Annotated in this window: 12 protein-coding genes and 1 riboswitch; of the genes, 2 read left to right on the top strand and 10 right to left on the bottom strand. The window is 47.3% G+C overall.

The genetic code is table 11. The features are described 5' to 3' along the window. Nucleotides 1–56: 56 nt before the first annotated feature. A riboswitch (purine riboswitch) is annotated at nucleotides 57–155 on the bottom strand. A 258-nt stretch (nucleotides 156–413) separates the two neighbouring features. Further along, nucleotides 414–893, top strand: a complete 480-nt coding sequence (locus tag NSS87_RS25685) for a DL-endopeptidase inhibitor IseA family protein (RefSeq protein WP_339243394.1) — start codon at nucleotides 414–416, stop codon at nucleotides 891–893. A gap of 61 nt (nucleotides 894–954) precedes the next feature. On the opposite strand, the gene NSS87_RS25690 is transcribed toward NSS87_RS25685, so the two are convergent. From NSS87_RS25690 to NSS87_RS25715, 6 genes are all read right to left on the bottom strand, one after another. Beyond that, nucleotides 955–1,482, bottom strand: coding sequence for a GNAT family N-acetyltransferase (locus tag NSS87_RS25690; RefSeq protein WP_339243395.1), 528 nt, complete (start codon nucleotides 1,480–1,482; stop codon nucleotides 955–957). A 206-nt stretch (nucleotides 1,483–1,688) separates the two neighbouring features. Beyond that, nucleotides 1,689–2,105 carry a hypothetical protein gene (locus NSS87_RS25695; protein WP_339243397.1) on the bottom strand — a complete coding sequence of 139 codons (417 nt, stop codon included), beginning with the start codon at nucleotides 2,103–2,105 and terminating at the stop codon, nucleotides 1,689–1,691. 4 nt (nucleotides 2,106–2,109) lie between these two features. Then, the gene (locus tag NSS87_RS25700; RefSeq protein WP_339243398.1) at nucleotides 2,110–2,412 is read right to left on the bottom strand and encodes a hypothetical protein; all 303 of its coding nucleotides are present in this window, start codon (nucleotides 2,410–2,412) and stop codon (nucleotides 2,110–2,112) included. Then, complete coding sequence (locus NSS87_RS25705) at nucleotides 2,409–2,756, bottom strand: restriction endonuclease subunit S (protein ID WP_305953492.1); 348 nt, start codon at nucleotides 2,754–2,756, stop codon at nucleotides 2,409–2,411. Before NSS87_RS25705 ends, NSS87_RS25700 begins: the two co-directional genes overlap by 4 nt. A 21-nt stretch (nucleotides 2,757–2,777) precedes the next feature. Further along, nucleotides 2,778–3,065, bottom strand: a complete 288-nt coding sequence (locus tag NSS87_RS25710; protein WP_042191504.1) for a hypothetical protein — start codon at nucleotides 3,063–3,065, stop codon at nucleotides 2,778–2,780. Between the two features lie 204 nt (nucleotides 3,066–3,269). Next, nucleotides 3,270–8,429, bottom strand: a complete 5,160-nt coding sequence (locus tag NSS87_RS25715; RefSeq protein ID WP_339243399.1) for a glycosyl hydrolase family 8 — start codon at nucleotides 8,427–8,429, stop codon at nucleotides 3,270–3,272. 270 nt (nucleotides 8,430–8,699) lie between these two features. Here NSS87_RS25715 and NSS87_RS25720 point away from each other — a divergent pair, with 270 nt between their 5' ends. Further along, nucleotides 8,700–9,578, top strand: coding sequence for an AraC family transcriptional regulator (locus tag NSS87_RS25720; RefSeq protein ID WP_042194468.1), 879 nt, complete (start codon nucleotides 8,700–8,702; stop codon nucleotides 9,576–9,578). 178 nt (nucleotides 9,579–9,756) lie between these two features. Here the strand turns inward: NSS87_RS25720 and NSS87_RS25725 are convergent, their stop codons facing one another. The 4 genes from NSS87_RS25725 to NSS87_RS25740 are packed head-to-tail and all read right to left on the bottom strand — an operon-like array spanning nucleotide 9,757 to nucleotide 13,092. Further along, nucleotides 9,757–10,488, bottom strand: coding sequence for a sugar phosphate nucleotidyltransferase (locus NSS87_RS25725; protein ID WP_042191506.1), 732 nt, complete (start codon nucleotides 10,486–10,488; stop codon nucleotides 9,757–9,759). A gap of 47 nt (nucleotides 10,489–10,535) precedes the next feature. Next, the gene (locus tag NSS87_RS25730) at nucleotides 10,536–11,273 is read right to left on the bottom strand and encodes a glycosyltransferase family 2 protein (RefSeq protein ID WP_339243400.1); all 738 of its coding nucleotides are present in this window, start codon (nucleotides 11,271–11,273) and stop codon (nucleotides 10,536–10,538) included. Continuing rightward, nucleotides 11,270–12,253 (bottom strand): glycosyltransferase, encoded by a 984-nt coding sequence (locus NSS87_RS25735; protein ID WP_156113183.1) that lies wholly within the window; start codon nucleotides 12,251–12,253, stop codon nucleotides 11,270–11,272. Before NSS87_RS25735 ends, NSS87_RS25730 begins: the two co-directional genes overlap by 4 nt. Beyond that, on the bottom strand, nucleotides 12,250–13,092 hold the full coding sequence (locus NSS87_RS25740; RefSeq protein WP_339243401.1) for a glycosyltransferase: 843 nt from the start codon (nucleotides 13,090–13,092) through the stop codon (nucleotides 12,250–12,252). The genes NSS87_RS25735 and NSS87_RS25740 overlap by 4 nt, the downstream gene beginning before the upstream one ends. Nucleotides 13,093–13,283 lie beyond the last annotated feature (191 nt).

A 13,283-nucleotide genomic window follows, 5' to 3' on the forward strand; every position in this document is an offset into this window, starting at 1 on the left:
CCCTCATTGTTCATTCGTTTGCCGTTTCACGGTGTAACACAAAAAGACCACAAAAATATGCCGTAGCATATTTTCGTAGCCAGAAATTTACGGTTTCCGGTAGAGACCCTTAAACCAATTATTAAGGATATACGAAAAGAGAAGCTATTCTATTCCAAATTTGAATAAATCAATCATAAGACAAAGACAGATTTAATGTCAACAAAAGTTATTTAAACTAACACAAATTTCTTGATTAGATCTATTCACAATTAAAAACAATGATTTTCTCTATTCGTATGTAAAAAAACCTAACTTAAATTATGATTTTCCACACTACTTATCAATGTTTCTTAAGTTCCGCTTTTATACTCGTCCTATCACCCGAACCGATAGCTTCGCTTTTAATAAAGTAATAGCGAGGAGGAGATCAAATGCCAACAATTTCTCAAACCCCAAATGAGTTGCAAGCATTCATCGCCGCTGCTGAAAAAGTATGGTTCGAGGTTTACGATTCTGCCGATTCTCGCAGAGTGATCCGCGTTGATGGCGCCGATTATTATCGTCTACCGGTTAGATTCAGTACCAGAGATAAGGTCATTTCGTATTTTAGAAAGTATTGGGGTATTACAATGAGCAACATCATGTTCTGTAATTTAAAAACCGTTTCTAGAAACAACAGGCTTTATGTAATATCGGGAGATACAGGAACCATTGCTTTTATCCCAAGAAGACTCACCGTTACGGGTCGCACATCAACAAGAATACGCCTTACAGCAGTTCTGTCCATTGATGATATTAGCGATGAAGATATCGTTAACGTTCGTTACCTGATCGGCGTATCCGGTAGAAGGCTTCTTATCCTTAACCGGGATCAAAAAAATACCGATACTCGATACCAGACATGCCGTTAAGGGAATAAAGAAAAAAGGTCCAGAGGTTAACCCTCTGAACCTTTTTTTATGTTAAAGCTTCCTAACTACGTTCCGGTTTCAACACCTTCTCGAATACTGGAAAGTTCGCCGTGCGGTTCGGAAAACCCACTTCACCTCTATGGTCATAACCAAGGCGAGGATAGATTTCCAATGCTCTAGTATTCTTCGCATAAGTATCCAGCCGGATACTTGTATAACCATTACGCGCTGCGTAATCCTCCGCGAAAGCAATTAGCCTAGTCGCAATCCCTTTTCCCTGAATATGTGGATGAACTGCTAAACGATGCATAATCAGATGTGGCCCTTGATTTTGCTTCCACTCGATCTTCTTATATTCCTCAGAAGCATTCTCATCCAGTACAAGAATACCCGCGATAGCTTGATCTTCTTCACATACATATAAGGTACCCTGTGCGATATCCAGTTCGATAATCTCTTTATTCGGATAGCTCTCATCCCACTGGTCGCTTCCAGCGGCCTGCATAACTTGTACACATTTTGAGATCAATTCCATGATCTCTTCGATCTCATCCTGTCTAGCTTTTCTGATCCCATTTCCTTCTTGCATCCTGCTATCCCCTCTTTCTTATCGACATCTGAAAACCTCTGAATAGATTCTCGTTTTAGAAGTCTATCATATTCGAAGACAAATTCCGATAGTAGGATGATTCCAGAGAGGATGCAGTCCCTCTAAGCTGAGGGACACGAAAGATCAGAATAACGCGTCATAGATTAGATCTCCGGGTCCCTTCCTCTTAACTTACCTGCCGCTGCTCAATTAAACTCCAGCTTATGCCCGTCCTCGAAACCCTTGGCGAAACCGGCGTCGAACCCCACGTTGTATGCTTCGGTGTAGCCCTGCTGAAAGGCGTCTGCCGGTGGCGTTTCCGGCGAAACGCCAAGGTCCGGGGGGAGCGGAATGACCTGTGGGGCAGGTGGAGCCTCGATAACCGGCACTACATGAACTGGTGCTTGTATAACCCTTACCTTTCGAACAAGCTTACGGCGGAGCCTTCTTTTCTTACGTACCAAAAGACCTTTCTTCGTCTTTCCATAACGAACGATTTTCCGAGCAAGTCCTCTGCGGGGTTTACGGGCTAGACCTCTACGCACTTTCGTTTTCCGCGAGAGCAACAGTGTGCGTCTGCGGGTTCTGCCTGAACGTAATGTTCTAAGGCTCTTTTTCTTCATGCTTCTATTCCTCCTGTGCTCCATGATCTCTGGAGGTTCCTACGGCGTATGCCTTGCTCAGCCATGGCGCAGCAGGAATTCCCCGTTTCGGTTGATGTAGTGAAATCCCGGACATCATCCGGCACATCGCGCTCTGATACCCACTTAAGATTCTAATATTGTCGCTCAATTTGCGGGCCGTCAGCTCAGATTGCCCCGTCAATTCGGCGATGCTCTCCAAGATGGCCGCCAAAGCAGCCTGACTGCGCGAAATGGAGCGGATCATCTCCAGCTTGACGGCATGTTCAGAGAGACGGCCCCCGCTCATTTGCTGTCTTCTCCAAAACTGAACCCATCACCTGACATGTCTCCAAAACCTTCCCCGCCACCATCATCTTCACCACTGCCCAGCACTGCTTTTAAATTGCTGTAGAGTCCATTCTCCAGTTTAGTCAGTCCTTCGACCATTTCCACGATAACTTCGTGAATGGAGAGGGATTCCTTCAGCTGCTCTTCATGAGATTCGAAAGCTCTAGCGTGGATATGATGTTGTGCCCACTGTTTTACCTTTTCAGCTTCAACCGCCTTAGCTTCCAGAATCATTGCAATGTTCCACTGGATAGTGGCGGTCGACTCCAGCATTTGCAGATAAGCCTTTTCTCTGCTCATCATCCGCCTCCTGCTCCTATAGCGTTACTCTTCTTCTTGGCCGTTCAATTCCTTAATTACTCTGCCTACCCCTTCAGCCATCGCTTCTTCCAGATCTGCAAGTGCATTCAAGTAAGCAATAATATTCTTGTTTACTTGAGTTGAGCTTTCGATCATCCCGCTGATACCGTCAAAACCGGGATCTGCATCTGGCAGATCGTGGACAATTTGCGACATACGGACAGCCACGTGGCGCTCGGCATCTAGTATCCGCGCCATCTGTTCGTGCGTATGGGCCATGTGCTGCAGGACTTTTGTTATTTTATTCTGCACCTTCATGTCTCCTTTGCTCAAACGCCCTGCTACAGCATATGCGGCAGAAGCCGGGACGGTGCCGAGGATATAAAGGCAAGTTACGTCTCTAAACAAGTGGATTGGCGAACTCAGGATGCTTTAGAAAATTGCAACAGGCCGTGTAAATGGAAAATAAAAGGCCAACAGCCCGGTCCATTTGGAACGGGCTGTTGGCCTTTTGGATTAATAATATTTATTGATGATTCTGTAAATGAGAACCGCCGTTTCGGCGCGGGTTGCAGCTTCCGTTGGATGGAGCAATTTCCCGTCACCAAGGGCAATGCCCTCCCTGACCAGTACGGCTGCTGCCTTTACGGCATAATCAGCCACTTTGGAGGCATCCGCAAATTTGCCAAGGTCGGAGATGGAACCGGTCTCCGCTAATTTTCCTGACTTCTGCAATGCTCTTACGATGAATACCATCATATCCTGCCGGGAAATCTCTGCTCCCGGATTGAACCTGTTGCCGCCAACTCCGCTGGCAATGCCCAATTGTTTGGCTATTCCCAGCGCTTCATAATAGTATGCGTCCTGATCGGCATCCGCAAAGCTCACTTCAAACCCAGCCTTTAAATCAAACGCTCTGACCAGAAGCAATATAAAGTCCGCTCTTTTCATCTTGGCGCCCGGTTCAAAGAAAGTACTCGACGTCCCCTGAACGATTCCTTTAGCCGCCAGAGCTTCAATAGCCTCTTTGGCCCACAAATGACTACCGATATCACTGAAAACAGATTTCTTTGGCTGCAGTTCCGGTGTTGGTGCCGGTGTTGTCGACGGACCTTCACTTGGCTTCGGAGCTGCCGGCGTTGGCGTTGGAGTCGGGTTACCACCTCCACCGCTGCCCGAGCCACCGTCCCCGCTGGCCTTTAATGTAGATACGATTCTCACATTGCTTATCTTGGACGTATTTCCTGCTGCATCAACAGCTATAATATAGTATTTGTACTGGGTATCCGCAGATAAACCGCTATCTCTGTATTCTGTTGCCTCCAGGGTCTTGATTTCAACGTCATTGCGGTAAATCCTGTATCCCGTTACTCCCAAATTATCCGTGGAAGGTGTCCATTTTAGATCAATGGCAGAGCTGGATACCGCTTCCGCTCTCTCTATTGTTGGTTCCATGGGAGCCTCAGTATCAACGATGGTTGGTGTCCACCAGTTGCCGGATGCCACAATCATGCTGAGCAGACGCAGATTATTGCCAAAATATAAATCGTCTTCGGTGGAAACAGCCGCATTATAATCCCATAATTTATTCAGCCACTCCTGATTGGATGAATCGATCATGGCGCTGACCATCATCGGTGCGGAGAAGGATGTGTCTGCATAATCATTGATTGCTTCCGTGCCGTCCAGCTTATATCCCGCAAGGATCTTGGCCGGATCATTATCCGCCTTGGCCCGAATCCAGCGGTTCAGCGTGCTGAGCTGCTCTTTAGCCCGGTTATCACCTGTCAGGAGATAATCCGTACTGATCCGCCAGGGAATACGGGAAGAGTTGTAGTTGTAATCCCCGTCATTTTCCGATTCCAGGAAGTATCCATCCGGGGTATCCCATATCTTCTGGCTTACCGGTTTGTATTGCCCATCCGTATCATCCTTGAATACAAAATCCGGCAACAAACCGGCTTTGGGACTGTAATTTTCATACAGACTATTAATGATGTTGTAGGTCTTATCGGTAACACGATCCCAATTGGGGTCTCCGGATACATTTTTAAAATCTTTCAGATGCTGCAGCATAAAATCGGAAGGACGTGTAGCATTGCCGAACATGGAATCATTGTCACTGACCCAATCCGCCAATTTCAATGTCCACTCGGAATGGTTGACATCGCTTTTCATAATAGCGTTGATTACCTTTTTGGCCTGGGACAAGTAGTTAATTTCCCCGCTGCTGCCCCATTGGCTGTCGGCAAGCAGAAGAGCGTAAGCAATATCCATATCGCCGTCGGTTGCCGAATCCACACCATTGATATCAATAATTTCGGTGCCGGTATCCGCTTGCTGCCATGCCATTAAATCGGGATTGATTTCACTTGGATGTGCTCTGAAATAGCGATACATCCCGTCAAAATACTTCTTAGCCTCCGGATCATGACCCGCGAGCAAAGCGGTAATCAGCATTCCGTAGCCATGCGCTTCTGAAACTGTAATCTCGTTATTCTCAAACCAATCTCCGTCGCTATACCACACGTAATACTGGTCTGACTGATATGGATTTTGTTTCAGATATTTTGTTTTCCACTCGTTATATAATCTGCCCACCGTAGCGTCTAGTTGGGCCTGAGTCAAGTGATTCGGCTTAATGGAGCCGGCCACATAAGACGTATGCTGCGGAAATGCCTTATGGACACCCTCTCCAGTGGATGAAGGTTTGGTCTTTACTTGAACGGTATTGCTCGCCAGCGATTCCTTCTCTTCTGCATTATAGGCCTTCACAGTATAACTATAGGCCGTATCCGGAGTTAACCCGGTATCGCCGTAGGATATTTCCTTCGTCGTGCCGACCTTGCTGCCGTTGCGGTATACGTTGTAGCCCGCTGCCTGAATATTGCCGGCCGATGCCGTCCATTTCAAGTTGATTTGGTAAGGAGAAACCGCAGTTCCTTTTAAATCTGAAGGTGCTGAAGGCGGCTCCGACTCGCTTGGACCTTCGATTGTACTGACTTCGACCGGATCTGAATTGATTCTTGTGCCGACCGCTTTGACAATAAATTCATATTTTTTCGCAGGATTGATATCATCTACCGTGTAGGTGTATTCCGTTTGACCTTCCGCTGCTGGCACATATATACTCCAGTGTGTCTTCACCTTGTCATTCTTCTCATAAATCCGGAATCCTCTTACAGGTTCTGTACTTGCGGAAGGTGCACTCCAGGTCAGAACCGCCTTGCTGCCGTTCAATTTCACCTTCACCGCTTCCGCCGGGTCCGGTTTGGTGTCCGTTCGCTTGATCCCATACTTGTCATATGCTTTTAGGCCGTCGCCAACGGTGTCCAGCTGATTCTCATCCGCTACGGCTGCGGTATATGCTGTAAAGGAAAGCACCCGGTCTGTGATGGAAACATCCGTAAACATCTTCTTCTCCGGCTGTTCGTCGATGGCTGCAAAGTAATCATCATAAGGAACCGGATTCCCGTTTTCGTCCTGAATCTCGCGGGGTTCTCCATTCTCATCCAGTTCATATTGATTGTTCTTATAATAGAATTTATTTCCGAATGCATTGGACATGAGATAGACCGTGCCTTTGGGGTTGAGTGCATTGCCCTCTCCATCAAATGTCAGTTTTTCCTTGGGAATAACTTCATCATTGTACATTTGGAAGGATCTCATATACATATGATCATGGGCCTCGAACACCATATCGATGCCCATCTCGTCAAAGGCAGGAATCAGGTATTTCTTGTAAAACTGGACGCGATCGTCTTCCCATTGTGCAGAGTTGTCGCCTGCTGCATAGGGGCTTTTGTGAAAAGTAACAAACTTCCACTTCTTGTCGCTGCGGGCGACCGTACTCTTCATCCAGGCCACTTGGTCCCAGAATTGGTCATCCGCCCATTCCACATCTTTCCCATTCTCTGCAAGTGCCCCCGAATACTGCGAATTGAAGACAAGATAGAGTGCATCACCGTATTCAAAAGAATACACAGAGCCTTCATGGGTATCCGCAACAACCTGTTTCGGCAAGTTGAAATGGTTGTAGAAGTTGTTATTCGGTGTCGTCTCGTCTCCGTCATAATCCATGACCTCATGACCGCCAAGTACAGGCACATATGGCACTTGCAGCAATTGATTCTGAGCTGCTCCGAGCATCCATTGCCACTGCTCCTCCAAATCACCGTTATCCACCAGATCTCCGGCGCTGATCAGGAATTTAGGGTCGCCTATATAATCAACTGCTTTCCGGAAGGTATCACCCCAAGGCTCAAAGTCAGACTTGCTGGAAGCCTGTGAATCGGAACCGGCGATAAAACGGAAAGGCTGGTGGCCGGCAGCATCGGTAGTGAACGAGCCGATAGAGCTCCAATCACCTGATTTGCCATTACCTGCCCGAAATTTGTAAGCTGTTCCCGGTTGAAGCTGGTCTGCAATGACTTTATGACTAATAAATTTCGTTTTATGGTTCGTACTTCTGTCGCTTTTACTCATAAAGGTCTCAATTTCTTCGGCCTCTCCCTGATAAGTCAAAGCCCCGTTCTCCGGGAAAATGTTCCCCATAACCTTTGAGGCTTCTATAACCTGTACCACGGTATCCGTCATTGCATCCGTGTACCATGCCAAAGCAATGCTCGTCTTTGGATCTCCGTTAAACGTCATATTGATGGATTTTGGAGCAAGAGGCGAATCCTGAACGCCAAAACTCCAGGAAACTTCCCGAACTAGCGGCACAAGATCTGCCCCCTTGATAAGCTCCTTGGGTATAGTTACTGTGTAAGACTTCACATAAGTCAACGGAGGATGGTTTATCCGCAGAGTATCTCTGTTTAAGACTTCATGTGTAACCCCATCAACCGGTTGATCGTTCTCATCGGCAAATCGGACAGCATAACCCGGATCAAGGGCAATGGCCTTGTTGAATTTGATTTCAACGGGAGCTTCGGGAGACACATTTCCAGAACCGTCTGCAGGCTGCTGGACAAGATCTACGGTAGGAATGACAGGTTCTTTCCCCGGGATCGGCTCGCCGGACACCTTGATATTTCGGATTCTACTGGAACCTGAACCCCCTATGCCCTCATCATTCCCCCTGGTGTTGCTATCGGAGCTGACGATCCAGCGAATATATAATATTTCCCGATCATTGCTGTTCGGAAGGGGAGTATTCACCAATCTGCAGGTATCGCCCGGGCAATCAAAACTGGAGACGGCCATTTTAAGATTCGTATTCGGCACATCCTCCCACGTTTGTCGGTCTACACTCGTCTGCACTTTAAAATCACGCGGACCTGACCCGGATGAATTTTGCTCAGAGGATAAGGTGATCTTCTCAAACCCGGTTGTAGACACGGTAGCAAGCCAATACTTTTTCCCGTTTCCATTGTCCCAGCCCTGATAGCTGATCGCTTTCTTGCTTACATCCACATCCTCGAACACACCGCCTACATTGCGAAAAGTAGACGCTGTCTCATAGATGCCGTATGTAGCCGAGATTACCCCCACATTTTCAGCGGCCTCATCAAACACCCATTCGGCAATCGTCTTTACACCGGTTATTGAATCTGAACCGACAGCATCTGGTGCAGGTGCAGCATTTGCAATCTGGAATGGCAGCAGTATAAGCACGAGCAACAAAGAAATGGATTGGTGCAGCCTTCTTTTCAAATGACCCTTCTTTTGCACTCTCGTTCCCTCTTTTCGCAGATAATAGTTTAAGCGCTTTAACTTTCACTTGCAGCGGACCCTGATTTTCTTTTCCACTCCTTAAATACGATTTATATGTAAATATAGCGCATTCATTTCTATTCAATCTCTGCATATTTTGTTATTGTTTATGATTTTCTACTTTTACCGCTATTTAATTTCTATCCTGTTCAACAGGTCAATGAACGTGATACGATTGATTCAGGTATGGATCATGTTTCTGCGAGGATCATTCCCGCCGGATTGGAGATGACACCCCTGGAAATCAACTTCTATAAGTCTGATCCCTTTCACATTAGCCGAGAGAAAAAAAATGTCTCAAGTATGCCTTCAAATCATTATCACGATGCTTATGAAATTCTCTACTTAGTGTCTGGAGAGCTGTACTATTTTATAGAAGACCGAACCTTTCAAATCGTCAGCGGGGTTTTATTGTTCATTAACGCTAATGACCTGCACAGACTGATTAATGTAAACGGTACGATGTACGAAAGAGTTACTTTATTGTTTAAAAGGGAGTTCCTTCGCGACTTTTTTGCGGACAGCCCTCTTCCATGCGACCTCTTCTCCTGCTTTCACTCCAGATCAAATGCGATCAAGTTAAGCGGCAACGACCAGATCTTTGTCGAGAATCTTTTTAGCAAATTGATTCATGAAGACACCAAGAGACCTCCAAATTTCGACTACTATCGGAAAATCCTGTTGATGGAGCTGCTGATCTTCATCCAACGAAAAAAGCTTCCGGATCAAAACGAGCATTTTGTAGAAACGAACCGGACCCATAAGAAAATTTCCCAAATCATCCATTTCATCAACGGTAACTTCGCTGAGCCTCTGTCTCTGGAATACATATCGGACAGGTTCTCCATAAGCACCTCCCATTTAAGCCGAACGTTCAAGGACACAACCGGTTTTACTTTCAGCGAATATGTAAATAACACCCGCCTGAAAGAAGCCCGCTCTCTGCTGCAGGACTCCAAATTAACCGTTTCGGAAATCGCTGAGCGTGCAGGATTTGGTAACCTGACCCATTTTGGAAGAGTATTTAAAACCATGACCGGAACCTCACCGCTCAAATACCGTAAACAGAACCGGGTTGATGAAGATAATATCTCTACGCAAGCTTGAGATCAGGTCCTTCGTCCGGACTGCTGCGCCAATCAAGATAAAACGGGAGCCGTCCATAAGGACGACCCCCGTTTCTCGTAGAAATATAAGCAAAGTATGGTGAAGGATATACTTTCTTATAGTTTATAAAAAAGGAGTGCCCGACCCAAGGCCGGCCACTCCACGTTACCGCTGCCACTTATGGCAGTGCATCCTTCAGCTTCTCTCCCGCCTCCCGCAGAGACTGGAACGTCCCCGCATCGCTCCACCAATCCTTGAGAACATCATAGCTGAGCCTGCGGTTAGCAGCATATATATTATTTACATCGGTAATCTCCAGTTCCCCCCTCTTGGAAGGGGATACTTGGCGGATGATGTCAAACACAGCTTCATCGTACATATAAATACCTGTTACGCAAAATTTGGTCTTGGGATGCTCAGGTTTCTCTTCGATATAAGCAATCCATGCGGAATCTTGACTATCGAACACGGGAACACCGTATCTACGTGCGTCGTCCACCGGCTTCAGCAATACCTTGGCTGTACCTTCAGGCTGCCGGAGATAGCTCTCCACGTAAGGCGTCAGATCATCCATAAACAGATTATCACCAAGCAATACGACAAACCGTTCCCCAGGGAAAATGAATCCTTCTGCTAAATCGAGAGCCTCTGCAATGCCTCCAGCAGCTTCCTGAATCTTATAAGTCAGAGATACACCAAATGCTGCACCGCTGCCTAAAAAATCCGTATACAGACCAGCAGATTGCTTACTGATGACCAGAAGAATGTCGGTAATCCCTCCCCGGCGAAGCCGATCTATGCCGTAACAGACCATAGGATATTTGCCGACCGGAAGCAAATGTTTGTTCATAAGCCGGGTCAGCGGTTGAAGTCTGGATCCTGTTCCGCCCGCCAGTATGACTCCTTTCACTTACTTTCCTCCTCTTTATCTAAGTCCTTTGCCTTCGGATCTGCACTTTATATGAAACTCGTTGGATCCACATTCCATTTGTTCATAAAGAGCTTACGATTTCGTTCCACCAGCTCCTGTAGCCCGGTGTGGTATACCTGCTTGAAGCTCGCACTTCCTTCATGGTGTACAAGGCAATCCCCTGCGATGAGCAATCGGTATCCCTTTAGCCTGGCGCGATAACAATAGTCATCATCCTCGTAATGTCCAGGTGAGTATCTCTCATCCAACAGACCTACGGAAGTAAGTAGCTCTCTTTTGAATAAAAAACATAATCCTACCAAACGTTTAGTCTCCAACCATTTTTGAGGATTGGAACGGTTAGTTATCTCTGCAGCCTTATGAAAATCTATCAGACTTTCATAATCAGTCTTCACCTGTTGACGTCCACTCGCATAGTTTGTCACTGGCCCAACAATACCAACTTCAGGAGCACTATATAGCGATCTCTTCAGATTAGTTAACCATCTATGGGAAACCACCACATCATTATTCAGCAGTAACAATTCATCCCCTGATGCTAGCAGTAGACCCAAATTGCAGGCGGATGGAAAGCCTCGATTCTCAGGCAACGAAATAAACGTTATACGATTCGCGCGGCAATAGGTATCCGTTCCATCTGATGAAGCATTATCTACAACGATGATCTCGTAAGGCAGTGGAGTATAAGCACGTATCGATTCCACACAGGACTGCAGCAGTGGCAACGCGTTGTAGGTCGGAATAATAATACTAGTCATCGTCATATCCGGTTCCTCCAAGCGGCTACTTGTCTGCGGTATTCACGCTGCGTTTCGCTATTAAGTAGGCCCCCATCATCTCGACGGGAAAGTACCTCAAGGAGAGCCTCTGCGTGATCCCCTATGATCAATTTCTCCACAGCATTTCCAGCGCCTATGTTCGCTTGACGCAGCCGATTATGCTTAATCACATTCACCGTTCCAACTTTCTCCACCCTTAGCTTCTCTAATACAGAACGAGCTTGGGCTTTAGGAGGAACTATTAATTCACGGTAGCCTATAGTCTCAAGTGCTCTCCGGGAAAGCGCGTGAGGGACAGCCGTCATAGAGCTAACTCCGAGATCGTACCGTCCAAGAGCATAATTCAGAAACAGCTTGCTGCGAGTAACATCATCGCATAATCCAAAAGAAGGCATCAGTGGATCCAAATCATTAAGAGCCACGTCAATTCCACCATCTACAGCAGCTGTGAATAATCCGAGCTGAGATGCAGGGATAACCATATCTCCGTCCAGGAAGAGCAGAATATCTCCTCGACTCAGCTTCGCACCAATAGCCCGCCCTACATCATGTCCAACTGACTCCGGACAATGCACAACTATAGCTTGACGATGTTGTCTGGAAATGGGAAAGCTGCTATCGCTGCAACCGTTAAGCACGACGATAATTTCAGTAGGTCCCAAGAGCGATACCTGTTGCAGCAGACGTCCCAAGGTCTGCTCCTCGTTACGCGCGGAGATAATAACTGACAAGGTCCCACGTAAGCTCGGTAAATTCAGCAATTCGCGACCTACCTTTGATTGCCGAGACAGAATCGGTGGCCGAGCGGTAGGGATGCCTCTTTTTACCGAACGATTCGCTACCCTTTGGCGTGGTGCCAGTGTTGTTTTGGCCTGACTAGATGCTGAACGTTTCTTTACCGTACGAGTTGCTGTTCCTCGTCGAACGGCAGAGCTACCAGATACTTGTAACAGAGCAACCATCATCTCACCATCTCTCTGCGCCGGGTTCCGTCGCTGAACCCCGCCCTGATTCCCCGGTGTTCAAGCAAGAGGGATACAGCCTCCATATGATCTGCTGTAATCAACTGCTGCAAAGGATCTGTGCCATCTTCCTTACGTCTGACCGCATTCAGTTTCCCTACATGCACTTTGTGAGCAGCTACCACACGTAAACCACTCAGAACTGCCTGAGCATGTGCCAGAGGGGGACGAGATAATGATTGACTCCCTAAGATTTCAAGCGCTCTTCGGCTGATTGCGTGCGGAACCGCCGTCATCGAACATCCTTTTAGATCCGGACGGCCAAGCAAAATATTAAGTGCATGTTTGGAAAGCACCACCGGATGGGGCGAAAGTCTCCGTACCGGTCCGGAATAATCATTAAGCGCTATGTCTGCGCCACCGCTAACAGCGGTGACGAAAGGACGTAGCCCCGAGGCAGGAATCACTAAATCCCCATCTGTAAACAAGAGAACCTCTCCCTTAGCTGCCTCTGCTCCGACACTACGGCCAGCGTCATGTCCAAGCGGTAACTCATAGGAAATAACATGCGCACCAAGCGAAAGGGCAATTTCTGCCGTTTGATCGACTGATCCGTTGACGACTACAATAACCTCGCAGCGCGGATGGACCCCTCTAGCTCCAGCTATCACTCCCGCAATGGTCTTCGCTTCATTCATGGCCGGAATAATAACCGAAACATAGGGATTTGGATGGTTAACAGTAGGGACTGCAGCGACTTGCCGCACCGGGCGTGAAGTCCGCCGCTTGATCCGAGAGACCCGCCGTCCCGTGCGGCGGGCAGAAGTACGTTTGGGCTTCATGCTCATCCACCTTCCTTACAGAGCCTATTCGTCAGGCTGAGGGTTACATCACAGTTTATGTACTACGCCGAACAGGGTAACGGCCTTTGTCTCCTGTCATGTGGAAAACAGGACAAATGTACTCACCCTCTTAATTGCTAGGAGGACAACACAACAAAAAGCGCAGCCATCGGCTGCGCTTAGCATTTTGT

Origin of the sequence: Paenibacillus sp. FSL F4-0243 (genome assembly GCF_037963295.1) — a bacterium.
Lineage (GTDB): Bacteria > Bacillota > Bacilli > Paenibacillales > Paenibacillaceae > Paenibacillus_AQ.

What these genes read in the sequence shown, in the direction of transcription:
- NSS87_RS25740 (WP_339243401.1), bottom strand. Translation starts at nt 13,092, where the DNA reads ATGAAGCCCAAACGTACTTCTGCCCGCCGCACGGGACGGCGGGTCTCT.
- NSS87_RS25730 (WP_339243400.1), bottom strand. Translation starts at nt 11,273, where the DNA reads ATGACGATGACTAGTATTATTATTCCGACCTACAACGCGTTGCCACTG.
- NSS87_RS25685 (WP_339243394.1), top strand. Translation starts at nt 414, where the DNA reads ATGCCAACAATTTCTCAAACCCCAAATGAGTTGCAAGCATTCATCGCC.
- NSS87_RS25690 (WP_339243395.1), bottom strand. Translation starts at nt 1,482, where the DNA reads ATGCAAGAAGGAAATGGGATCAGAAAAGCTAGACAGGATGAGATCGAA.
- NSS87_RS25735 (WP_156113183.1), bottom strand. Translation starts at nt 12,253, where the DNA reads ATGATGGTTGCTCTGTTACAAGTATCTGGTAGCTCTGCCGTTCGACGA.
- NSS87_RS25700 (WP_339243398.1), bottom strand. Translation starts at nt 2,412, where the DNA reads ATGAGCGGGGGCCGTCTCTCTGAACATGCCGTCAAGCTGGAGATGATC.
- NSS87_RS25705 (WP_305953492.1), bottom strand. Translation starts at nt 2,756, where the DNA reads ATGATGAGCAGAGAAAAGGCTTATCTGCAAATGCTGGAGTCGACCGCC.
- NSS87_RS25695 (WP_339243397.1), bottom strand. Translation starts at nt 2,105, where the DNA reads ATGAAGAAAAAGAGCCTTAGAACATTACGTTCAGGCAGAACCCGCAGA.
- NSS87_RS25720 (WP_042194468.1), top strand. Translation starts at nt 8,700, where the DNA reads ATGACACCCCTGGAAATCAACTTCTATAAGTCTGATCCCTTTCACATT.